This window comes from Pseudooceanicola nitratireducens, assembly GCF_900109195.1.
Taxonomy (GTDB): domain Bacteria; phylum Pseudomonadota; class Alphaproteobacteria; order Rhodobacterales; family Rhodobacteraceae; genus Pseudooceanicola; species Pseudooceanicola nitratireducens.
In genome coordinates this window covers 103,095-124,132 of sequence record NZ_FNZG01000004.1, presented here as the reverse complement: position 1 = coordinate 124,132, position 21,038 = coordinate 103,095, and the positions used below count along the sequence as shown (strand labels likewise).

Below are 21,038 nucleotides of genomic sequence, written 5' to 3'. Positions count from 1 at the left end.
AAAGACCGAAGATGCCCGAACAGCCCACAGTCCTTGTCGTCGAAGACGAACCCGCACAGCGCGAAGTGCTGTCCTACAACCTCGAAGCCGAAGGCTTCCGCGTCTCGCGGGCGGAAAACGGCGAAGAGGCGCTGATGCTGGTGGACGAGGCCGCGCCGGACATCATTGTGCTGGACTGGATGCTGCCCAATGTCTCGGGGATCGAGGTCTGCCGCCAACTGAAGATGCGGGCGGAAACCCGCGGCGTGCCGATCATCATGCTGTCTGCCCGCAGCGAAGAGGTCGACCGCGTGCGCGGCCTGGAAACCGGGGCGGATGACTACGTGGTCAAACCCTATTCGGTGATCGAACTGATGGCCCGTGTGCGCGCCCAGCTGCGCCGTACGCGTCCGTCCACCGTCGGTGAACGGCTGGAGTTCGAGGACATCCTGCTGGACAGCGAAACGCACCGCGTGACGCGCGACGGCAACGTGCTGAAGCTGGGGCCGACGGAATTCCGTCTGCTGACCACCTTCATGGAAAAACCCGGCCGCGTCTGGAGCCGTGAACAGCTTCTGGACCGTGTCTGGGGGCGCGACATCTATGTCGACACGCGCACCGTGGACGTGCACATCGGCCGTCTGCGCAAGGCGCTGTGCCAGCACGGCGGGGGCGATCCTTTGCGCACCGTGCGCGGCGCGGGCTACGCCCTGGGCTGAGATCTGCGGGCGTTTGTTTTCCTCAAGGGGCGGCTTCGGCAGACCGGGGCCGCCCCTTGGCGTTCCGCGCCGCACCTGGCTCAAGGCGATAAGCAAGATAATTGTTTGCGAGCTAACAAATAGGGGGCTAGTCTCTCCGGAACGGCTATTGCAGCCCAACCAGAGGGAGGATCCACCACTTGCACTATGCACCAGGAAAAGAACCATGTCCGCTGCCGTTCAGCCCGTTCAAGGCCTGTACGGTGCCGCGCCCGATCGGCTGGATTTCCACCACCAGCCGGCAAGGGATCGACAATCTGGCACCGTACAGCCAGTGGCAGAACCTGAACTTCGATCCGCCCATGGTGATGTTTGCCGCGAACCATCGCAGGGGCGCGCGGCGCAAGGATTCCGTGGTGAATGCCGAGGAAACCGGGTGGTTTGTCTGGAACATGGCAACCTACGACCTGCGCGAGGCGGTCAGCATCTCGGGTATGGATACGCCACCGGAAGAGGACGAATTCGTCAGCGCCGGCTTGACCAAGGCCGCGTCGATCGACGCCAAGGCTCCTCGGGTTGCGGAAAGCCCGGCACAGTTCGAATGCCGCTATCTCAGCACGCATCGGCTTTCCGGGGGGAACCAGGACACCTGGGTGGACATCGTCTATGGCGAAGTGGTGCGTATCCACGTGCAGGACGACGTGATTTCGGCCGAGGGCAAGCTGATGGTGCCAAAGATCAAACCATTGGCGCGGATGGGTTACTACGACTACACCGCGATCGAGAGCACGTTCGAGATGCGGATCCCGGGCGCGCCGTCAAGTCTGGCATCCGGGATGGAGGGGCGATCGTCCTAACAGGCTTCCGGGTCGGTGCAGGGTTCTGTATCGGCCCAGACGACGCTCAGGGATGACAAAGTGATCTCGAGGCGTCAAAACACGGATACTGTGGACAAACAGGGGGTCGTTCCAAGTATATCCATGTTGCGTGTAATCAGTATTATGTAAATAACGGATGGTTACGCAGGGGAAATTGCGGCTGATCCCCTCGACATTTGGACCATAGCCCTTAGTAATAGACGCTCGGTAGCATCTACAACCTGAAGGACTTGCATGACAGCCGCCTCCGCGCACCGCACCCGGGATGAACGCAGCCACACGCGCCGCGACTATCTTGAGCAGCTGACCAATGCGCAGTCCATCGAGGAGCTGTGGCAGCTGCATTGCGACCGCATGGGTGCCTACGGCTTTGATCGTCTGATCTATGGCTTTACCCGCTACCGCACCGCGACCTCTTTGGGCGATCCCGAGGATTTCGTGATCCTGACCAACCACGCGAAGGATTACACCGACGGCTTCCTTGGCAAGGGTCTGTATTTCCACGCCCCCATGGTCCGTTGGGCGCTGGAACACGAAGGTGCCTGCAGCTGGTCCATTGTGCGCGACATGATGGCCAGCGGGACGCTGACCGAAAGTGAAAAAAGCGTGTTGGAGTTCAACCGCCGTCACGAGGTGACCGCCGGCTATTCCATCAGCTTCAAATCGATCTCGCCCCGCACCAAGGGCGCCATCGCGCTGACCGCGAACCCTGGCATGTCCCAGGAAGACTGCGATCGCATCTGGGCCGACCATGGCCGCGATATCGTGGTGATGAACAACGTCGCGCACCTGAAGATTCTTACCCTGCCCTATGCCGGCCCGTCGCGCGGCCTGACCAGGCGTCAGCGCGAAGCGCTGCAATGGGTTGGCGATGGAAAAACCACCGCCGATATCGCCCTTTTGATGGGCCTGACACCCGCCACGGTTGAGAAGCATCTGCGGCTTGCGCGTGAGGCGCTAAATGTCGAGACAACGGCCCAGGCAGTGCTGAAAGCGGCATTCCAAAATCAGATGTTCGTCCTGGAAGCGTGATCTCTAAGCCACTGGAAATAAACAACATTCAATTCTCTGAATGACGTGTTTGACCAAAAGGTAAGGATTCCCTGACTTTCGTTACGCCGCGTCAGATTGCAATCTGCAGAGGTTCCGTGAGTGGTGGCTTTATGGCCATGGAACATTCGGAAACCACCCCTCGATATACCGAGGCTCTGGTCTTCGACCGGGAAACCGGAGCCGGGCGGAGGTGTATTGATCCACCTTCGTTCCGGCAGTCCGGCGGGCACCATCCCCATTTATGCCCGCGGACGTTATAAGGCGGTGTCGACCTCTGGTCGGCACCGTTCTTGTATCCAGCCCCTGCCCTGATCACGGCCCCATGGCCGCCTTGACCGCAAGGCGTCTTGCCTGTCTCCTGTGCCTGTACGGCGCAGGGCAAGAGGATGCAGATGGCACAGCTGACCACGGGCCCCGATGGCAGGCAACGCTGCCACTGGGTGCATCAGACGACGGATTTCATCCCCTATCATGACGAGGAATGGGGGTGGCCCGTCACCGATGACCGCCACCTGTTCGAGAAGCTTTGCCTGGAAAGCTTCCAGTCGGGGCTAAGCTGGCGAACCATTCTGGCAAAGAGAGAGAACTTTCGTTCCGCGTTTGAAAACTTTGACTTGCACAAGGTTGCTAAGTTCACCGACGCAGACAGAACGCGCCTTTTGAACGATGCTGGTATCATTCGTCACAAGGGCAAGATCGACGCCGTGATCAACAACGCCGCCCGCGCAGAGAAACTGATCGTCGAGACAGGCACCCTTGCCGCCTATGTCTGGTCCTGGGAGCCGTCCGAGGACGAACTGGGTGCGCCGCAAAGCATGACCACCAGCCCTTCTGCCATCGCCATGGCCAAGGACCTGAAAAAGCGCGGATGGAAGTTCGTTGGCCCCACGACCGTCTTTGCCTTCATGCAAAGCATGGGGCTGCTGAATGACCACGCCGAGGGCTGCCATATCCGTGACGCCGTCACCCGGACCCGTGCGGCGCTGAAACGGCCCCAAGCGGCCTTGGACAACACCTGATCCGCCCAAAAGAAAAAGGCCGGGGAAATCCCCGGCCCTTTCCAGATCTGAAACAGCGGGCGATCAGCCCTGAGCGGCCTTGGCCACTTCTGCTGCGAAATCTTCTTCTTCCTTCTCGATGCCTTCGCCGACTTCCAGGCGGACATAGCCCAGGATCTCGACGCCGGCTTCTTTCGCGGCCGCACCGACGGTCAGGTCGGGGTTCACGACGAAGGCCTGGTTCACCAGGGTGATCTCGGACAGGAATTTCTTCATCCGGCCTTCGATCATCTTCTCGATCACCTGCTCCGGCTTGCCGGATTCACGTGCGATCTCGATCTGGATCTGACGTTCCTTTTCGATGACTTCGGCATCGACTTCGGATTCGTTCAGGGCCTGCGGGCGCGGGTCAGCAGCAGCGACGTGCATCGCGACCTGCTTGCCGAAGGCTTCGTTGTCGCCTTTCAGCGCAACCAGAACACCGATCTTGCCCATGCCGTCCGCCGCAGCGTTGTGCACGTAGGACACGACCTGATCGCCTTCTGCGGTTTCCATCCGGCGCAGGGTCATGTTTTCCCCGATGGTGGCGATCTTGTTGGTGATGGTCTCTTCGACCGTCTTGCCACCCAGATCGGCCGCTTTCAGCGCCTCGATGTCGGACACGTTCAGCGCGGCGCCGGCGATGTCTTTCACCATGGTCTGGAATTCGGCGTTCTTGCCGACAAAGTCGGTTTCCGAGTTCACTTCGACAGCAACACCCTTGCCACCTTCAACGGCGACGGCCACCAGGCCCTCGGCGGCGGTACGGCCGGATTTCTTGGCGGCTTTCGCCAGGCCCTTGGTGCGCAGCCAGTCAACGGCGGCTTCGATGTCGCCATCGGTTTCCACCAGCGCCTTCTTGGCATCCATCATGCCTGCGCCGGTCATTTCGCGCAGTTCTTTCACCTGTGCAGCAGTGATCGCCATTTCGGCTCTCCTCATGTCTTGGGAATGGTCTTGGCCGCGGGCGTACCCGCGACCCATGACGTTTTCATGAAACCCGAAGGTGTCGCGTGGCTTACGCCTCTGCGGCTTCCTCGACAGCCTCTTCGGCCGGGGCTTCTTCCATTGCGCCAACGTCAACGCCAGCAGCACCCAGCTGGGCGGTCATGCCGTCCAGGGCTGCGCGCGATGCCAGGTCGCAGTACAGCGAAATCGCACGCGCCGCGTCGTCGTTGCCGGGGATGATGTAGTCGATGCCATCGGGCGAGCAGTTGGTGTCGACAACGGCGACAACCGGGATGCCCAGCTTGTTGGCTTCGGCGATGGCCAGCTGTTCTTTTTTCACGTCGATGACGAACAGCAGGTCGGGAACGCCGCCCATTTCGCGGATGCCGCCCAGGGATGCGGTCAGCTTCTCCTGGTCGCGTTCCATGCCCAGACGCTCTTTCTTGGTCAGGCCTTCAGCGCCGGAACCCAGCTTTTCGTCGATTTCCTTCAGGCGGTTGATCGACTGGGAAACGGTTTTCCAGTTGGTCAGCGTGCCGCCCAGCCAGCGGTGGTTCATGTAGTACTGCGCGCATTTCTCGGCGGCTTCTGCGACGGGGGCCGAGGCCTGACGCTTGGTGCCGACGAACAGAACGCGGCCGCCCTTGGCGACGGTTTCGCGGATGACGTTCAGAGCAGCGTCCAGCATCGGGACGGTCTGCGTCAGGTCCATGATGTGGATGCCGTTGCGCGCGCCATAGATGAACTCGCCCATGCGGGGGTTCCAACGCTGCGTCTGGTGACCAAAGTGAACGCCGGCTTCAAGCAGCTGGCGCATGGTGAACTCGGGAAGAGCCATGTCCGTTTTCCTTTCCGGTTTAGCCTCGGCGGGGGTGAGAAGCGGATGCTTCAACCGGTGGACGCTTGGGGATGTCTCCCCCAAAGGCCCGACCCCACCTGCGGGATTGAGTGGCGGTGCATTACACCGGCCCCTGACCTTTGGCAAGTCCCCTTCCCGGCTTTCTCGGTCAGGCCCGTTGAATGGGCCCCTGGAAAGGTGGATGCGCCCCGTCGGGCGCACCCCATGGTCGGTCCTGTCTTACAGGAAGGTGCGTTCGATCGCCCAGTAGATCCCGACACAGGCGATCACCGCAGAAGCCGGAACCGCAATTGCCGACCGATACCAGGTCTTGTGGCGGAACCACGCGCCCACGGCGATGAAGGCCAGCGCAATGACGGTCAGCTGACCGAACTCGACACCGACGTTGAACCCGATCAGCGCCGGGATGAACTGTGCCTGCGGCAGACCGAAGTCCTGCAACACGCTGGCAAAGCCCAGCCCGTGCAACAGGCCGAAGGCAAAGATTACCGCCGGCCTCCAGCGATGCAGGTTGGTTGAGAAGATGTTCTCGATGGCGACAAAGGCGATCGAGGCGGCGATCAGCGGTTCCACGATGCTGCCGGGCACGTTCACCAGCCCGAGCGCGCCAAGCGCCAGGGTCACGGTATGGGCCAGCGTAAAGGCCGACACCTGCCAAAGCAGCGGTGCAAGGCGCGGCGACAGGAAGAACAGCCCCAGCACAAACAGGATATGATCCAGCCCCTTGGGCAGGATGTGATCGAACCCCACGGGGATATATTCGACAAAAGCCTGCCAGCCGGTCTGCGCCGCGCCGCCCTCTTGCGGGATCATCTCGGACGTCTCGCCGCCCTCCAGGTAACCGGCATAGCCGTTTTCGACGCCAACCTGGCGCAGCGCCAGCGTTCCGTGTCCCTCGGGCCAGACCAGCTGTAGCGGCGCGCGATCATACGGTTGCGCCCCGGATAGGACGACACGGGTCGGACGGGTCAGTTCGACATTCTCGACCTCGCCAACCTCGACCGTATCCAGCGTCAGCGGGATGTCCTGATCGCCCGACCGCAGGACGATGCCGGCGCTGATCCGGTCCCAGTTGCTGCGGATCTCGCGTTCCAGATCCGCCGGGGGCAAGGCGCGGAAGCGATCGTAATCGTCTGATTGTGCAGAGGAATTGGTATCCTCCAGCCCGTCCAGATCGACATCGGCCAGGAAGGCCTCGGCATTCATGCGCAGTTCCAGCTGCACCGCATCGGGCGTTGACGACAGCTGGGCAATGGTCGGAAGGACCTCATGCGCGGCAGCCGCCTGGCCCATCACAAGCGCGCCAGCCAGCACGCCAACCCTTGACACCAAGCGCCAGACATTCAGCCTGCGTCCCATGGACCTGAAAACACTCATATTCGCCCCTTTGCTCCTCATCCTGCCAAACGCAGGATCCAGCCATGAGTTTTGGCTTGAACCCGACAGATATCAAGCGCCAAGCGGCGAGAACGTGGGCATCCGTTTTCGCAACGGCGAGGATTTCAAGGGGATCGAGCTGAGCTGGTTTGACCGTCGTATTGGTTCCGTATCGTACGTTCTGGATGGGAAGTTTCGAGAATACAGGGGCTTGCCCGGCGATCTTCCGGGGATGACTCTGACCGTTAGTGACGAATTGACCGCTGTGGCCTACAGCTCGACCATGTCGAAACTGACCTATGACAGCTGGGATAAGGTCCAGTCTTTCGTTACCCACAAGGACGCCCCCTGGTTCAACGACACCCATGCGGCGCGGGGTCTGCCGCAGGAGGGCGTAACAGAAGGGTATTGGCGCTTTGCTAAGACGTTAATCGGAGGAGAACCGGGTAACGGAACGGATCGCGACTTTGGCATGGAAACCGAATTTGTCATGCAGTCCAATCCCTTCGCGGATGGAATTGATAGCGTCCAACTCATTCTGCTATATCAGGGCCAGCCCAGGCCCGACGCCCAGGTCGAGATGTGGGAGAAGTCCGGCGACGCCATCACCCACAGTTTTTATCGCACCGACGATCAGGGCCTTGTCACCCTGCCGGTGCGCGCGGGCGCCTCCTATCAGATCGACGCGGTGGTGATCCGGGAACCCGAAAGCGATCAGGCGATCGAGGCCGGCGTCATGTGGGAAAGCCTTTGGGCCAATATGACCTTTGGTCTGCCGCAATAGATGCTTGCCCCGGTGCGGCTTCGGGGGCAAAGACAGGATATGACAGGAAACACGGAAATCCTTTGTATCGGGTCGGTCCTCTGGGACGTGATCGGGCGCCCTGCTTCGGTCATGCGTCAAGGGTCGGACGTGCCCGGCCGCATCACCCGCCTGCCCGGCGGTGTTGCGATGAACATCGCCATGGCCACCGCACGCTTTGGACTGCGCCCCGCGCTTCTGACCGCCATCGGGCGCGACGCCGAAGGGGATGAGCTGATCCGCGCCTGTGCCGACCTTGGCATGGACGTCAGCCACGTCTACCGGTCCGAGGATCTGCCCACGGATCGCTACATGGCGGTCGAAGGCGCGAATGGCCTGATCGCGGCCATTGCCGATGCCCATTCGCTGGAAGCCGCCGGCGACAAGATCCTGCGCCCGCTGGTGAACGGCACTCTCGGAACGGACGTTTCGCCATATCAGGGGCTGATCGCGCTGGATGGGAACCTTACCCGGCAACTGCTTGAAAATATTTCCGTATCACCTGAATTCGGAATGGCCGATCTGCGTGTCGCCCCGGCGTCGCCCGGCAAGGCAGAACGATTGATGCCCTTCCTCAATCACCACCGCGCCATGCTTTACGTCAACCTGGAAGAGGCCGGTCTGCTGTGTCAGAACACCTTTTCAGATGCCGCCATCGCCTCGGAAACATTGATAAAACGCGGTGCGCGCCGGGTGGTCGTCACCGATGGTGGACGTTCGGCCGCCGAGGCGGATGAGACCGGCGTGATCACCGGCACCCCGCCCGAGGTTCTGGTCACCCGAGTGACTGGCGCCGGCGACACCTTCATGGCAGCCCATATCGCCGCCGAAACCCGTGGTGCCGACCGGCAAGAGGCGCTGTCCCAGGCGCTGACCGCCGCGGCGCGCTATGTCTCGGGCGATAACGCCCTCTGATAACGTCTTGTTCAGACTCCTCCGATACAAAGGCCGAAAGATGCAGTTCGAAACCACAGTCGAGGTCCGCGAAGCCCTTGCCAACAACCAGCCCGTCGTGGCGCTGGAAAGCACGATCATCACCCACGGGATGCCCTATCCGCAGAACCTGGAAACCGCCCGCATGGTCGAAGACGACGTGCGCGCTGCCGGGGCTGTGCCTGCCACCATCGCCGTTCTGAACGGCACGCTGCACATCGGCCTGACCGACGCGCAGCTGGAAGACCTGGCCCAGGCCAAGAACGTGGCCAAGCTGTCGCGCGCAGATATGGCCGTCTGCATCGCCACCGGCGGCACCGGGGCCACCACTGTCGCCGCCACCATGATCGCCGCACATCTTGCGGGGATCGAGGTTTTTGCCACCGGCGGCATCGGCGGCGTGCATCGCGGGGCCGAAAGCTCCATGGATATTTCGGCCGATCTTCAGGAACTGGCCCAGACCCCCGTCACCGTCATCTGCGCCGGGGCCAAGGCCATTCTTGATATCCCTCGCACCCTGGAAGTGCTTGAAACCCTTGGGGTTCCGGTGATCTCTTACGGTCAGGACGCCCTGCCCGCTTTCTGGAGCCGTGACAGCGGCCTGGCCTCTCCCCTGCGGCTGGACGCGCCCGCCGACATGGCCCGCGCCCTGCGCACCCGTGCCGATCTGGGTCTGGCGGGTGGTCAGCTGATCGCCAACCCGGTGCCCGAGGCCGATGAAATCCCCCGCGATGTCATCGACCCGATCATCGCCCAGGCCCTGAACGAGGCCGAGGCGCAGAAGATCCAGGCCAAGGCGGTCACGCCCTTCCTTCTGCAACGGATCTTCGAACTGACCGATGGCCGGTCGCTTGCGACGAATATCGCGCTGGTCCGCAACAACGCCCGGCTGGCCGCGAAAATCGCCCAAGAATTGGTCGCCCTGCCCAAAACATCTTCAAAATAACCGCAACCCACCATTGCCGTTGCAGAAAGCAGCGCCTAGGTTCTGGCCAGCGCCGGGAACTTGGCGCCTTTTGACGGAACCACCCATGACCGACCCGCTGAGTGAACACATGCCCAAGCCCGGCCTTCTGGCCCGGCTTAGGTCGAGCTTTCTGACGGGGATCGTCGTTATCCTGCCGATCGGCCTGACCATCTGGCTGATCTGGACGCTTGCGGGCTGGGTCGATGGCGTGGTGCTGCCGCTGGTCCCGCAGACCTTCCAGCCGGAAAAATACATCGGCATCAACCTGCGCGGCGTCGGCATCATCTTCTTCCTGGTGTTCACGATCATCGTCGGCTGGATCGCCAAGGGGCTGATCGGCCGGTCGCTGCTGCGCTATGCGGAAAGCTGGGTGGACCAGCTACCCTTCGTGCGGTCGATCTATGCCGGGGCCAAGCAGATCGCCGAGACGGTGTTCAACCAGCAGGACCGCAGCTTTGAAAAGGCCTGCCTGGTGCAATACCCGCGCAAGGATATCTGGGCCATCGGCTTTGTCTCGACCGAAGCCAAGGGCGAAGTCGCAACCCGCGCCCAGACCGGATCGACGCTGATGTCGGTCTTTGTACCGACCACGCCCAACCCGACCTCGGGCTTTCTGCTGTTCTTCCCGAAAGAAGACGTGATCGAGCTGGACATGACCGTGGAAGACGCGGCCAAGCTGGTGATCTCGGCCGGGTTGGTCTATCCGAACGCCAAGGATCCGTCCCAGCCGCCCAAGCTGGAAAAGGTCAGCTAAGCATCCCCGGAAGATCCACGGTCGACGTTTTGCCAAGCGCCGCGCGGTGCTGCGCAAGGAAGCCATCCGCCGCAGCCTGACCCGCCGCCTTCAGTGACAGAAGCACCACGGGGTTCGGCACCATCTTGGTCGCAACCGAAAGTTCCCGCATCATCTTGTCGTCCGAGATCATGTGGACCAGCACGTTCTTCATCGACCCGGTGTCGATCTTCTGCGCGGCCAGCAGGCGCTGCACAAAGGCGATGGCGCGCAGTTCGCGCAGCAAGGTGGTGTTGAAGCTGATCTCGTTCACGCGGTTTTCGATCTGCTGTGGCGTGATCGGAATTTCGTCGCGCTCCAAGGGGTTGATGCTGACGATCACCACATCCTCGGGCAGATCCGGTTCAAACAGCGGAAACAGCGCCGGGTTGCCGGAATAGCCGCCGTCCCAATAGGCCTCCATTCGGTCGCTGACGGGGTCATAGATCTCGATCGACTGGAACAGCGTCGGCAGACAGGCCGAGGCCAGGATGGCGTCGGTGGTGACCTGATCGCGGGTGAAGATGCGCGGCTTGCCGGTGCGCACATTGGTGGCGCAGACGAACAGACGCGGGCCCTCACCGGCACAGACGTCTTCGAAATCAAAGGCTTCGACGACGGATTGCAGCGGATTGCGGTAGAAAGGCCCGTAGAAATAGGGCGATGTCACCTGATCCAGCATATTGGCGGCAACAAAGGGCGGCGCATATTCCATGATCTGCGCGATCTCGGCCGTGGGCGGGGTGAAAAACTTCTCCATCCAAGAAATCGGGCCGCCCATCCAGCCGGGCAGCCGCATGTCCTGAACCGCGCCCATTCGCGCCCAAAGCGCATCCAGCGTGGCGCGGGCCCCGTCGCGGCCGCCGCGCGCATAGCCGGCCTTGAAGGCCGCCCCGTTCAGCGCGCCCGCCGAGGTGCCAGAGATCCCCGCCACCTCGATATCCTCTTCGTCCAGCAGACGGTCCAGCACGCCCCAGGTGAAGGCGCCATGTGCGCCCCCACCCTGAAGCGCCAGGTTGATCCGGGTGACCATGGCTCAGGCCGCCGTCCAGCCCCCGTCCATGGCGATCGCCTGTCCGGTCAGCTGTGCGGCGGCGTCGGACGCCAGGAACAACGCCATGTCGCCCAGCTGTTCGACGGTGACAAACTCCTTGGACGGCTGCTTGGCCAGGATCACCTTCTCGATCACCTCATCCTCGGACATGTCGTATTCCTTGGCGGTATCGGGGATCTGCGCCTCGACCAGCGGTGTCAGCACGTAGCCGGGGCAGATCGCGTTGCAGGTGATCGCCTCTTTTGCGGTTTCCAGCGCGACGGTCTTGGTCATGCCGACGATGCCGTGCTTGGCCGTCACATAGGCCGATTTGAAGGGCGAGGCCCGCAGCCCATGGGCCGAGGCCACGTTAATCACCCGGCCCCAGCCGGCCTTGCGCATCATCGGCAGCGCCGCGGCAGTCGTATGGAAGGCCGAGGACATGTTGATCGCGATGATCGCGTTCCACTTGTCCACCGGGAATTCGTCAATCGGTGCCACATGTTGGATCCCGGCGTTGTTCACCAGGATATCGCAAACCCCGGCCTTTTCGATCAGCGCGCGGGCGTCGTCACCCTTGGACATGTCCGCCTGGATATAGCGGACCTCGGTTCCGAATTCCTTGGCCAGATCGGCGGCAAGGTCGTGGTCTTCGTCGCGATCGGTGAAAGAGTTCAGAACAACCTTGGCGCCGGCCCCGGCGAATGCCCGCGCCACACCCAGACCGATACCAGAGTTCGATCCGGTGACGACGACGGTTTTACCTTCAACAGACATCTTGCATTCCTTTGTGATCTCGTGGGCGCAGCATAGGTGCTGCAACTGCAAAATAAACTGATTTGATCACCGCCCTGTTCCGCGCCCGTGTCAGTTTGCCGCTAGCGGTAACAGCGCGCCCGTTCTGCCGGTTTCGATTCGCCGTGGTTAACCCCGCCGTAACCCCGGGTAAACGCAGGGTTTAAAGAATGGACCATCCGGGATTGGGGCGCCTTTACGGCCTTGTCTTGTTGACTATAAGGCCAAAAAAAACGCCGGCACGAAGCCGGCGTTAAGTTATTGAGGCAGGTTTCATACAGGCAAGAAACCTATCGAGCAGTGACCCCTTTATAAGCAATCCATCGCCGCGTTCCAAGCTAAAAGTTTGATAAGACGCAAAAGCCTAGCTACGGTCCCGGCCAACAAACACAGGCGAAACGGGGATTGTTGCCAAAATGAGGTCAGATTTTTTCATGCAGCCCCTGGCAAGTCTGGCCCTGCTGGCCACGGCCCTGTTTTCCGCCCCCGCACAGGCCCAGCCCGCGCACGGAATCGCAATGTATGGTGAACCGGCGCTTCCCGCAGATTTCACAGCCCTGCCTTACGTCGACCCCGACGCGCCCAAGGGCGGAAAGCTGGTCAGCGGCAACGAAGGCGCCTTTGACAGCCTCAATCCCTACGTCATCACCGGCAACCCGCCCTGGCAGCTGCGCTTCCTGATCTCGGAAAGCCTGATGTACCGGAACCAGGACGAACCCTTCGGTCTGTATGGTCTTTTGGCCGAATCGATTGAAACCGCGCCCGACCGGTCCTGGGTGGAATTCACCCTGCGAGAAGAGGCCCGGTTTTCCGACGGCAGCCCCGTCACCATCGAAGACGTGATGTGGAGCTATGAGACCCTGGGCACCGAAGGCAACGCGCGCTATCGCGGCATGTGGACCCTGGTCGAGAAGATGGAACAGACCGGCCCTCGGTCCGTCCGGTTCACCTTCAACAAGCTTGACCGCGAATTGGCGCTGATCATCGGGTTGCGGCCGATCCTGAAGAAGGCGCAATTTGCCGATCGCGCCTTTACCTCGCTCAGCCTCGAAGAAGCGCCGATCGGCTCTGCCCCCTATGTGGTCAGCGATTTCGAACCGGCCCGGTCGGTCACGCTGACCCGCAACCCTGACTACTGGGGCAAGGATCTGCCGATCCGGCGCGGCACCAACAACTTTGACACGATCGAGATCGAATTCTACGGCGATGGCGCGGTGCTGTTCGAATCCTTCAAGGGCGGCGAAATCAGCTATTACCGTGAATTCAACGCCGAGAAATGGGCCCGCGACTATGGCTTCCCCGCTGTGCGCGATGGCGACATCGTGCTGAGCGAGATCCCCTCAGGCCGCCCCTCGGGGATCACCGGTTTTGCCATGAACACCCGCCGCGCGCCTTTTGACGACATTCGCGTGCGCGATGCCATGCTGCATGCCTTCAACTTCGAATATATCAACGAAACCCTGACCGGCGGGCGTCAGGGGCGCATCACATCCTATTTCTCGGGCAGTGAGTTGGGGATGCAGGACGGCCCCGCCCAGGGCCGCGTGGCCGAGATCCTTGGCACCCTGACCGACCTGCCCCCCGGCGCGATGGCGGGCTACGCCCTGCCCGTCTCAGACGGATCGCCGCGCAACCGGCGCAACATCCGCAAGGCCGTGGCCCTGCTTGAAGATGCCGGCTGGACCGTGCAGGACGGCCAGCTGCGCAACGCCGAAGGTCAGCCCTTTGCCTTCACCATCCTGCTGCCGCAAAGCCAGCCGCAGCTGCAGACCATCGCGGATCTGTACATCAAGGCGCTGGAGCGTCTGGGCATGCAGGTCCGGCAAGAGGTCGTGGACAACGCCCAGTACCAGCTGCGCCTGACCAACCTGGATTTCGACATGACCGACATCCGGCGGCAGTTTTCCCTGTCGCCCGGCAATGATCAGCGCACCTATTGGGGATCGGACGTGGCCCGGCAGCCCGGCACCCGCAATATCATCGGCATCGACAGCCCCGCCATCGACGCCACGATCGACGCCATGCTGAACGCCACCAGCGCCGAGGATTTCACCGCCGCAACCCGCGCCCTGGATCGGCTGTTGACCGCCGGGCGCTATGTCATTCCGATCCACAATTACGACGTCGGACGCATTGCCCATGACGCGCGGCTTGACTACCGACGCGATCATCCGCCTTTGTATGGGGACTCGGTCTATTTCCTGCCCGAGGTCTGGTGGATGACCCCCGAATAGGGCCAGCACCACCTGCCCTAGCCCTTTTTCTGAGCCTTCGACCCCCATCATGAATATCCTTGTTCTCTGTGCCGGAAACGCCTCCTCTTCTCTCCTGTTAGAGGCGATCCTGAACGCCCGCGGCCAGGGCCGTGTCACCGCCTATTCCGCCGGGACCGATCCGGCCGGGTCCGTGCATCCGCAGGTCTTCAAGCTTCTGGAAGAACAGGATTTCGACACCTCGGACCTGCAGTCGACGCCCTTGGCCGAATTTGCGGAGCCGGGCGCCCCTGAGATGGATCTGGTGCTGAGCCTCGCGCCCCTTGGCGCGCCAAAGCTGCCCGGTCAGCCGGTGCGCGCCACCTGGGCCATCCCCGACCCCGCCGATCAGCCCGAAGACGGCTGGGAAGACGCCTTTCGCGCGACCTATGACCTGCTGGACCGGCGGGCTGCGGCGCTGCTGAAATACGCGATCGAAACCCTCGATCCGGGTGAGCTGAAGGCCACCCTGGACCGCATCGGCAAGAAATAATCCTATCGCTAGGCCCGGCCCCGGTCTTGGAACCATCCTCTGGTGCAGCGGTTGTCTCCCCGAACACGGACACACCCAAGACACCTGGAGGATCTCATGCGCTGGACCCAAATTTCTGAGAACTGGACCGCCTTCACCCCCGCCATCCTGGAACGCTGGCCCGACGCCCGGGAAGAGGACGTGCTCAACCTGGACGGGTCACAGACCGCGCTGGCCATGTACCTGTCCGGCGTGACGGGCGAGGAATCGCGCGATGTTCTGGCCCAGGTTGAAGACTGGCGCATGGGGCAGATCCCCACGGATGTGGCCATGGACCCGACGCGGGACAACACCAACATCCTGGAATCCGGCCGCAATCTGGGCCCGGGCGAAGACCCCTATGACCGCGACGACCTGTTCGGTGATGACGACACGGCCCAGACGCCCATGGGCCGAAGCTAGGTCACCGGTCCTATACGGCTGCGAAACAGGGACTTGCGCAGGTGCCCGCCGGGGCATACGCATGAGCCATGCAAGCGATCTTTGACGACGGGGCCTTTGCCCCATGCCCGACCCCCTTCAACCTTGCCGCCTATGTGCTGGCCCATGCCGATCGGCTGGCCGATAAGGTGGCGCTTTCGGTGGTGGGGCTGTCGGGGGCTGAACGCTGGTCCTATGCCCGCCTGCAACAGGCGGTGCGTGGAACCGGAACGGGCCTTCTGCAGGCCGGCTTCACACCCGGCGACAAGATCCTGATGCGGCTGGGAAATACCGTTGATTTCCCGATTGCCTACCTTGGTGCCATTGCCGCCGGTCTGGTGCCTGTGCCGACCTCGTCCCAGCTGACCGCGCGCGAGGTCGGGAAGATGATCGACGGGCTCGCCCCCGCCGGCATCCTGCATGACCCGGCGGTTGCCACGGCGACGACCGATCTGCCCGTGATTACCACCGATGCGTTGAAGGCGATGCGCGATCTGCCGCCCGTCGACTGGGCCTTGGGGGATCCCGACCGCCTGGCCTATCTGGTCTATACCTCGGGCACCTCCGGAAATGCGCGTGCGGTGATGCATGCGCATCGTGCCATCTGGGCGCGCCGCATGATGCACGACGGCTGGTATGAGCTGAGCGAGGACGACCGCCTGATGCACGCGGGCGCCTTCAACTGGACCTACACGCTTGGCACCGGGCTGATGGATCCCTGGTCCGTCGGGGCCACCGCGCTAATCCCCGCCGAAGGCGTCGATCCCCAGGCCCTGCCCCTGTTGATGAAACGCCATGAGGCGACGATTTTTGCCGCTGCCCCGGGTGTTTACCGCAAGATCCTCAGCCATCATGAATCAATCGTTCTGCCAAAGCTGCGTCACGGGCTGACCGCTGGTGAAAAGGTCTCGGACCAGATCCGGGACGATTGGCGCGCAGCCGGCGGAGGAGAGCTTTACGAGGCATTCGGGATGTCCGAATGTTCGACCTTCATCTCGGGCTCGCCCTCGCATCCCGCCAAACCCGGCGCGCTTGGCCGTCCCCAGACCGGGCGCCGCGTGGCGATCCTTGGCCCCGACGGCCCCGTGGGCCTGGATGAAGAAGGCGTGATCGCCATCCACCGCGACGACCCCGGCCTGATGCTAGGCTACCTGGGCGCGGAAGAGGAAACCCAATCGCGCATGCAGGGCGACTGGTTCCTGACCGGCGACCACGGCCGCATGGATGCAGATCACCAGATCACCTACATGGCCCGCGCCGACGACATGATGAATGCCGGCGGCTACCGCGTCTCGCCGCTCGAGGTCGAGGCGGCGCTGTCGGACATCCCCGGCATCACCGAAATCGGCGTGACCGATTGCGAGGTGAAGAAAGACGCGCGGCTGATCATCGCCTTCTATACCGGCCCCGAGGCCCTGGACGAAGCGATGCTGAAACAGGCCGCCGCCGAACGCCTGGCCCGCTACAAGCAGCCCCGCGCCTTCGTGCACATCGACCAGATGCCGCGCAATCCAAATGGCAAGCTGCTGCGCCGCGCCCTGCGCGACCATTGGCCCGCGCCAACCGCCTGAAATCAAAAGACAAGAAGGACCAGCCCCTTGGAAACAGGAAACGCCGTCAAGCTTGATATCGTCTCGGACCCGATCTGCCCCTGGTGCTATATCGGCAAGACCCAGCTGGACCGCGCCCTGGCCCAAAGGCCGGACCATCCCTTTGTGATCGAATGGCATCCCTTTCAGCTGAACCCCGACATGCCCCGCGAAGGCATGGATCGCCGCGCCTATCTGACCGGCAAATTCGGTGACCGCGCGGATGAGGTCTATGGACAGATTGCCAAGCATTTCAAAGACATCGACCTTGAGGCTGACCTGGACGCCATCACCCGCACGCCCAACACGCTGGACGCGCACCGGATGATCCACTGGGCCGGGATCGAGGGCAAGCAGACCGCCATGGTCGACGCCCTGTTCCGCGCCAATTTCGTTGAAGGCCGTGACATCGGCAATCACGAGGTGCTGGCCGATATCGCCGACCACATCGGCATGGATGCCTCGGTCGTGCTGCGGTTGCTGGGGTCGGACGCGGACGAAACGATGATCCGCGACCGCGACAGCCATTCGCGCGAAATGGGCATCGGCGCCGTGCCGACCTTCATCGTGGCCAGCCAGCATGCCGTGCCCGGGGCCCAGCCCGCCGATCTGTGGCTGAAGGTCATTGACGAAATTTCCGGCCAGCTGACGGACGACACCGCGCAGGGCTGACCCGGCCCACGCTGTCGCGACAAGACGGCTTTGCACCCGCAGCAATGGTCCCCGGTCGGGAGCCGTGTTAGCGATACCCGACCCTATACCGGAGCCTTCATGTCCGCCGCCACCTCTGCCCGCATTTCCCAGTCCGAATTCATTGCCATGATGGCGATGATGGTCGCGACCGTTGCTTTCTCGATCGACAGCATGCTGCCCGCCATGCCCGAGATCGCCAGCGAACTGACCCCGGACGCGCCCAACCGGTCGCAGCTGATCCTGTCGGCCTTCATGGTGGGCATGGGTGTCGGCACGCTGTTCACCGGCCCGCTGTCGGATGCCTTCGGGCGGAAATCGGTAATCAACCTGGGTGCCGCGCTTTATATCCTGGGTGCTGCGCTGGCCTGGTCGGCCCCGACGCTTGAATTGATGATCGCCGCCCGCGTCATGCAGGGGATCGGTGCTGCCGGCCCCCGCATCGTGTCGCTGGCCATTGTGCGCGATCTGTATTCCGGCCGGGAAATGGCGCGGATCGTGTCCTTTGTCATGATCATCTTTACCATCGTGCCCGCACTCGCCCCGCTTCTCGGCACCGGCATCATGTCGATCGGCGGCTGGCGGTCGATCTTCGTGGCCTTCATGGTCTTTTCCGTGATCTCGATCCTATGGCTCAACAGCCGCCTGGTCGAACCGCTGGCCCCGGAGGCCCGGCGCCCCTTCCGCCTGGCGGCCTTCCGGACGGCATTCTCGGAAATGATGGCTCTGCCGATGGTGCGCAATTCGATCTATGTGCAGACGCTGATCTTCGGGGTGCTTTTCACCTCGATCTCGCTGATCCAGCCGACCTTCGACCTGATCTTCGACAAGTCCGATCAATTCGCGCTGTATTTCTTTGGCATCGGCATCTTCTGCGCGACGTCTTCCATGGTGAACGCGGCCTTCGTGATGAAATTCGGCATGCGCGCGATCATCACGCTGTCGGTGTCGATCACCTTCGGGCTGACCATTCTGGTGCTGATCCTTCAGCTGAGCGGCCTGTCGCAGCAATGGTATTTCTGGACCTACATCCTTTGGCAGCTGTCGATCTTCTTCCAGATGGGGCTGACAATCGGCAACCTGAATGCCCTGGGGATGGAGCCGCTTGGCCATATCGCCGGTCTGGCCGCATCCGTGATCGGCGCCATTGCCACGATCACCGCAGGCATCATTGCCACGGTGATTGCGCAGTTCTTCAACGAAACCACGCTGCCGCAGATTGGTGGCACGTTGATCCTTCTGGCGCTGTGCCTGCCGCCCTTGATGCGCATGCGCAAACTGGACCGGCCGCAAAACACCTGAGCCGCCAAACGATCCGGCACGGGTAACCCGTTGGTTACAATTTTTCGGTATACATATGTATGCATTCTTTCCCGCGCGGAGAGAATGCACTACCCTATGCGCAACCGACACAAGCTTTTTCGAGGGCAGACATGAGCAAGATCAAGGTCGATAATCCGATTGTCGAGATGGACGGGGACGAAATGACCCGCATCATGTGGCAGTTCATCAAGGACAAGCTGATCCTGCCCTACCTGGACGTGGATCTTCTGTATTATGACCTCGGGATCGAGGAACGCGACCGGACCGAGGATCAGGTCACCATCGACGCCGCCGAAAAGACCAAAGAGGTCGGCGTGGCCGTCAAATGCGCCACCATCACCCCGGATGAGGCGCGGGTCGAGGAATTCAACCTCAAGAAGATGTGGAAATCGCCTAACGGCACCATCCGCAACATCCTGGGTGGCGTCGTCTTCCGCCAGCCGATCATCTGCCGCAACGTGCCCCGCCTGGTGCCCGGCTGGACCAAGCCGATCGTCATCGGTCGCCACGCCTTTGGCGATCAGTACAAGGCCACGGACATGAAGTTCCCCGGGCCCGGCAAGTTGACGATGAAGTTCGTTGGCGACGACGGCACCGAGATCGAACACGAGGTCTATCAATCCCCGTCCTCGGGCGTCTTCATGGGCATGTACAACCTGGATGCCTCGATCCGCGATTTCGCCCGCGCCTCGCTGAACTACGGGTTGCAGCTGGGCTGGCCGGTCTACCTTTCGACCAAGAACACCATCCTCAAGCAATATGACGGCCAGTTCCTGCAGATTTTCCAGGAGGTCTATGAGCAGGAGTTCGAAGAGAAATTCAAAGCCGCGAAGATCTGGTACGAACATCGGCTGATCGACGACATGGTCGCCTGCTGCATGAAGTGGAACGGTGGCTTCGTCTGGGCCTGCAAAAACTATGACGGTGACGTGCAGTCTGACACCGTGGCGCAGGGCTTCGGGTCACTCGGGCTGATGACGTCCCAGCTGATGACCCCCGATGGCAAGATCGTCGAGGCCGAGGCCGCCCATGGCACCGTGACCCGTCACTATCGCCAGCATCAGGCCGGCGAAGCGACCTCGACCAACTCGATCGCGTCGATCTACGCCTGGACCGGCGGGCTGAAGCACCGCGCCAAGCTGGATCAGAACACTGCACTGATGGCCTTTGCCACCACGCTGGAAAAGGTGATCGTCGAAACCGTCGAGGATGGGTTCATGACCAAGGATCTGGCCCTGCTGGTCGGACCGGACCAGGGCTGGCTGACCACCATGGGATTCCTTGAAAAGATTGACGAAAATCTGAACAAGGCGCTGGTTGGGTAAGGTCGAAACCGAGTGTTCTGAATAAAGAAAGGCAGCCGGATCAATCGGCTGCCTTTCGTTCTGCTACCTTTTGACGAAGATGATCCCCCAAGATCACGCCGCGGCGCGGTCGTGGGTGCCTTCTTCGATTTCTTCGATGATCTTGGCGACAAAGGCGTCCAGATCCCCGGGGTTGCGCGAGGTGATAATGCCCTTGTCGGTCACCACTTCGTTGTCTTCCCAAAGACCACCGGCGTTCTTCACATCCGTGCTGATCGACGGGTAGGATGTCACCTTGCGGCCCTTCACGATCCCGGCCTCGACCAGCATCCAGGGCGCATGGCAGATCGCGGCCACGACCTTGCCGCCATTGTGCATCGCCTTGACGAAATCCACGGCGTGCTTGTCCGTGCGCAGGATGTCGGGGTTGATCTGGCCGCCCGGCAGGACCAGCGCGTCGTAATCGCCCGCCTTCACGTCCGACAGTTTGTGCGCGACCTCGGCCTTGCGGCCCCAGTTCTTGTCGTCCCAGCCGGTGATGTCCTCACCATCCGGCGACACGACATCAACCTGCGCCCCGGCGGCGCGCAGCATGTCGCGCGGCACTTCAAGCTCGCTCTGTTCGAAACCGTTGGTAGACAGGATGATGATGCGGGCGTTGCCGATCTTGGGCATTCTTGCTCTCCTTCTTTGGTGTGACGCGGTCCGTGACCGCCCTTGCCCCACCAACGACGCCATCGCCTGCCCGGTTCCTAAGCAGTGACGCGACGGCGGGTCCCTGCCGGGACGCGAAACGC

At 62.0% G+C, this 21,038-nt stretch carries 21 protein-coding genes; 15 read left to right on the top strand and 6 right to left on the bottom strand.

Annotated features, from left to right (window positions below; all coding sequences use genetic code 11):
* Positions 1-11 precede the first annotated feature (11 nt).
* The 4 genes from phoB (at position 12) to BMX99_RS15235 (ending at position 3,627) form a co-directional block, all read left to right on the top strand.
* Positions 12-698: a phosphate regulon transcriptional regulator PhoB gene (gene phoB / locus BMX99_RS15250; protein ID WP_093453734.1), complete on the top strand. Its 687-nt coding sequence runs from the start codon at positions 12-14 to the stop codon at positions 696-698.
* Between the two features lie 179 nt (positions 699-877).
* Positions 878-1,534: a flavin reductase family protein gene (locus tag BMX99_RS15245; RefSeq protein ID WP_093453728.1), complete on the top strand. Its 657-nt coding sequence runs from the start codon at positions 878-880 to the stop codon at positions 1,532-1,534.
* Between the two features lie 255 nt (positions 1,535-1,789).
* A complete protein-coding gene (locus BMX99_RS15240; RefSeq protein ID WP_093453725.1) occupies positions 1,790-2,587 on the top strand; it encodes an autoinducer binding domain-containing protein in 798 nt (265 codons plus the stop codon).
* Positions 2,588-3,000: 413 nt separating this feature from the next.
* The gene (locus BMX99_RS15235) at positions 3,001-3,627 is read left to right on the top strand and encodes a DNA-3-methyladenine glycosylase I (protein WP_093454367.1); all 627 of its coding nucleotides are present in this window, start codon (positions 3,001-3,003) and stop codon (positions 3,625-3,627) included.
* Positions 3,628-3,690: 63 nt separating this feature from the next.
* Here BMX99_RS15235 and tsf read toward each other — a convergent pair whose 3' ends face one another.
* The 3 genes from tsf to BMX99_RS15220 all read right to left on the bottom strand — a co-directional run bounded on the left by tsf (position 3,691) and on the right by BMX99_RS15220 (position 6,829).
* Positions 3,691-4,572, bottom strand: a complete 882-nt coding sequence (gene tsf / locus BMX99_RS15230) for a translation elongation factor Ts (RefSeq protein WP_093453722.1) — start codon at positions 4,570-4,572, stop codon at positions 3,691-3,693.
* Positions 4,573-4,663: 91 nt separating this feature from the next.
* Complete coding sequence (gene rpsB / locus BMX99_RS15225; protein WP_093453719.1) at positions 4,664-5,431, bottom strand: 30S ribosomal protein S2; 768 nt, start codon at positions 5,429-5,431, stop codon at positions 4,664-4,666.
* Between the two features lie 240 nt (positions 5,432-5,671).
* Positions 5,672-6,829 (bottom strand): HupE/UreJ family protein, encoded by a 1,158-nt coding sequence (locus BMX99_RS15220; protein WP_244525559.1) that lies wholly within the window; start codon positions 6,827-6,829, stop codon positions 5,672-5,674.
* Between BMX99_RS15220 and BMX99_RS15215 the strand changes: the two genes are divergently transcribed.
* The 4 genes from BMX99_RS15215 (at position 6,810) to BMX99_RS15200 (ending at position 10,285) form a co-directional block, all read left to right on the top strand.
* Positions 6,810-7,613: a DUF4198 domain-containing protein gene (locus BMX99_RS15215; protein ID WP_170848764.1), complete on the top strand. Its 804-nt coding sequence runs from the start codon at positions 6,810-6,812 to the stop codon at positions 7,611-7,613. The two genes, BMX99_RS15220 and BMX99_RS15215, sit on opposite strands and share 20 nt — an antisense overlap.
* Positions 7,614-7,652: 39 nt before the next feature.
* Positions 7,653-8,546: a PfkB family carbohydrate kinase gene (locus tag BMX99_RS15210; protein ID WP_093453714.1), complete on the top strand. Its 894-nt coding sequence runs from the start codon at positions 7,653-7,655 to the stop codon at positions 8,544-8,546.
* Between the two features lie 40 nt (positions 8,547-8,586).
* Positions 8,587-9,510, top strand: coding sequence for a pseudouridine-5'-phosphate glycosidase (locus BMX99_RS15205; protein ID WP_093453712.1), 924 nt, complete (start codon positions 8,587-8,589; stop codon positions 9,508-9,510).
* 85 nt (positions 9,511-9,595) lie between these two features.
* Positions 9,596-10,285 carry a DUF502 domain-containing protein gene (locus BMX99_RS15200; RefSeq protein ID WP_093453710.1) on the top strand — a complete coding sequence of 230 codons (690 nt, stop codon included), beginning with the start codon at positions 9,596-9,598 and terminating at the stop codon, positions 10,283-10,285.
* On the opposite strand, the gene BMX99_RS15195 is transcribed toward BMX99_RS15200, so the two are convergent.
* Both BMX99_RS15195 and BMX99_RS15190 read right to left on the bottom strand, forming a co-directional pair.
* Complete coding sequence (locus BMX99_RS15195; protein WP_093453707.1) at positions 10,278-11,336, bottom strand: patatin-like phospholipase family protein; 1,059 nt, start codon at positions 11,334-11,336, stop codon at positions 10,278-10,280. The genes BMX99_RS15200 and BMX99_RS15195 overlap by 8 nt on opposite strands.
* A 3-nt stretch (positions 11,337-11,339) precedes the next feature.
* Complete coding sequence (locus BMX99_RS15190) at positions 11,340-12,113, bottom strand: 3-hydroxybutyrate dehydrogenase (protein ID WP_093453700.1); 774 nt, start codon at positions 12,111-12,113, stop codon at positions 11,340-11,342.
* A 434-nt stretch (positions 12,114-12,547) separates the two neighbouring features.
* Here BMX99_RS15190 and BMX99_RS15185 point away from each other — a divergent pair, with 434 nt between their 5' ends.
* The 7 genes from BMX99_RS15185 (at position 12,548) to BMX99_RS15155 (ending at position 20,262) form a co-directional block, all read left to right on the top strand.
* Positions 12,548-14,365 carry an extracellular solute-binding protein gene (locus BMX99_RS15185; RefSeq protein ID WP_093453697.1) on the top strand — a complete coding sequence of 606 codons (1,818 nt, stop codon included), beginning with the start codon at positions 12,548-12,550 and terminating at the stop codon, positions 14,363-14,365.
* A gap of 49 nt (positions 14,366-14,414) precedes the next feature.
* On the top strand, positions 14,415-14,876 hold the full coding sequence (locus tag BMX99_RS15180; protein WP_093453694.1) for an arsenate reductase/protein-tyrosine-phosphatase family protein: 462 nt from the start codon (positions 14,415-14,417) through the stop codon (positions 14,874-14,876).
* A gap of 96 nt (positions 14,877-14,972) precedes the next feature.
* On the top strand, positions 14,973-15,317 hold the full coding sequence (locus BMX99_RS15175) for a hypothetical protein (RefSeq protein ID WP_093453691.1): 345 nt from the start codon (positions 14,973-14,975) through the stop codon (positions 15,315-15,317).
* A 68-nt stretch (positions 15,318-15,385) separates the two neighbouring features.
* A complete protein-coding gene (locus tag BMX99_RS15170) occupies positions 15,386-16,906 on the top strand; it encodes a class I adenylate-forming enzyme family protein (protein ID WP_093453688.1) in 1,521 nt (506 codons plus the stop codon).
* Positions 16,907-16,933: 27 nt separating this feature from the next.
* A complete protein-coding gene (locus tag BMX99_RS15165) occupies positions 16,934-17,596 on the top strand; it encodes a DsbA family oxidoreductase (RefSeq protein ID WP_093453686.1) in 663 nt (220 codons plus the stop codon).
* A 99-nt stretch (positions 17,597-17,695) separates the two neighbouring features.
* The gene (locus BMX99_RS15160) at positions 17,696-18,916 is read left to right on the top strand and encodes an MFS transporter (RefSeq protein WP_139199560.1); all 1,221 of its coding nucleotides are present in this window, start codon (positions 17,696-17,698) and stop codon (positions 18,914-18,916) included.
* Positions 18,917-19,047: 131 nt separating this feature from the next.
* The gene (locus BMX99_RS15155; RefSeq protein WP_093453683.1) at positions 19,048-20,262 is read left to right on the top strand and encodes an NADP-dependent isocitrate dehydrogenase; all 1,215 of its coding nucleotides are present in this window, start codon (positions 19,048-19,050) and stop codon (positions 20,260-20,262) included.
* Positions 20,263-20,355: 93 nt separating this feature from the next.
* On the opposite strand, the gene BMX99_RS15150 is transcribed toward BMX99_RS15155, so the two are convergent.
* Positions 20,356-20,916, bottom strand: a complete 561-nt coding sequence (locus BMX99_RS15150) for a type 1 glutamine amidotransferase domain-containing protein (RefSeq protein ID WP_093453680.1) — start codon at positions 20,914-20,916, stop codon at positions 20,356-20,358.
* Positions 20,917-21,038: the final 122 nt, after the last annotated feature.

Excerpts from the sequence above, each read along its gene's own strand:
- phoB (WP_093453734.1), top strand. The coding sequence starts at position 12 with ATGCCCGAACAGCCCACAGTCCTTGTCGTCGAAGACGAACCCGCACAG.
- BMX99_RS15240 (WP_093453725.1), top strand. The coding sequence starts at position 1,790 with ATGACAGCCGCCTCCGCGCACCGCACCCGGGATGAACGCAGCCACACG.
- BMX99_RS15235 (WP_093454367.1), top strand. The coding sequence starts at position 3,001 with ATGGCACAGCTGACCACGGGCCCCGATGGCAGGCAACGCTGCCACTGG.
- tsf (WP_093453722.1), bottom strand. The coding sequence starts at position 4,572 with ATGGCGATCACTGCTGCACAGGTGAAAGAACTGCGCGAAATGACCGGC.
- rpsB (WP_093453719.1), bottom strand. The coding sequence starts at position 5,431 with ATGGCTCTTCCCGAGTTCACCATGCGCCAGCTGCTTGAAGCCGGCGTT.
- BMX99_RS15215 (WP_170848764.1), top strand. The coding sequence starts at position 6,810 with ATGGACCTGAAAACACTCATATTCGCCCCTTTGCTCCTCATCCTGCCA.
- BMX99_RS15220 (WP_244525559.1), bottom strand. The coding sequence starts at position 6,829 with ATGAGTGTTTTCAGGTCCATGGGACGCAGGCTGAATGTCTGGCGCTTG.
- BMX99_RS15210 (WP_093453714.1), top strand. The coding sequence starts at position 7,653 with ATGACAGGAAACACGGAAATCCTTTGTATCGGGTCGGTCCTCTGGGAC.
- BMX99_RS15205 (WP_093453712.1), top strand. The coding sequence starts at position 8,587 with ATGCAGTTCGAAACCACAGTCGAGGTCCGCGAAGCCCTTGCCAACAAC.
- BMX99_RS15200 (WP_093453710.1), top strand. The coding sequence starts at position 9,596 with ATGACCGACCCGCTGAGTGAACACATGCCCAAGCCCGGCCTTCTGGCC.
- BMX99_RS15195 (WP_093453707.1), bottom strand. The coding sequence starts at position 11,336 with ATGGTCACCCGGATCAACCTGGCGCTTCAGGGTGGGGGCGCACATGGC.
- BMX99_RS15190 (WP_093453700.1), bottom strand. The coding sequence starts at position 12,113 with ATGTCTGTTGAAGGTAAAACCGTCGTCGTCACCGGATCGAACTCTGGT.
- BMX99_RS15185 (WP_093453697.1), top strand. The coding sequence starts at position 12,548 with ATGAGGTCAGATTTTTTCATGCAGCCCCTGGCAAGTCTGGCCCTGCTG.
- BMX99_RS15180 (WP_093453694.1), top strand. The coding sequence starts at position 14,415 with ATGAATATCCTTGTTCTCTGTGCCGGAAACGCCTCCTCTTCTCTCCTG.
- BMX99_RS15175 (WP_093453691.1), top strand. The coding sequence starts at position 14,973 with ATGCGCTGGACCCAAATTTCTGAGAACTGGACCGCCTTCACCCCCGCC.
- BMX99_RS15170 (WP_093453688.1), top strand. The coding sequence starts at position 15,386 with ATGCAAGCGATCTTTGACGACGGGGCCTTTGCCCCATGCCCGACCCCC.
- BMX99_RS15160 (WP_139199560.1), top strand. The coding sequence starts at position 17,696 with ATGTCCGCCGCCACCTCTGCCCGCATTTCCCAGTCCGAATTCATTGCC.
- BMX99_RS15155 (WP_093453683.1), top strand. The coding sequence starts at position 19,048 with ATGAGCAAGATCAAGGTCGATAATCCGATTGTCGAGATGGACGGGGAC.
- BMX99_RS15150 (WP_093453680.1), bottom strand. The coding sequence starts at position 20,916 with ATGCCCAAGATCGGCAACGCCCGCATCATCATCCTGTCTACCAACGGT.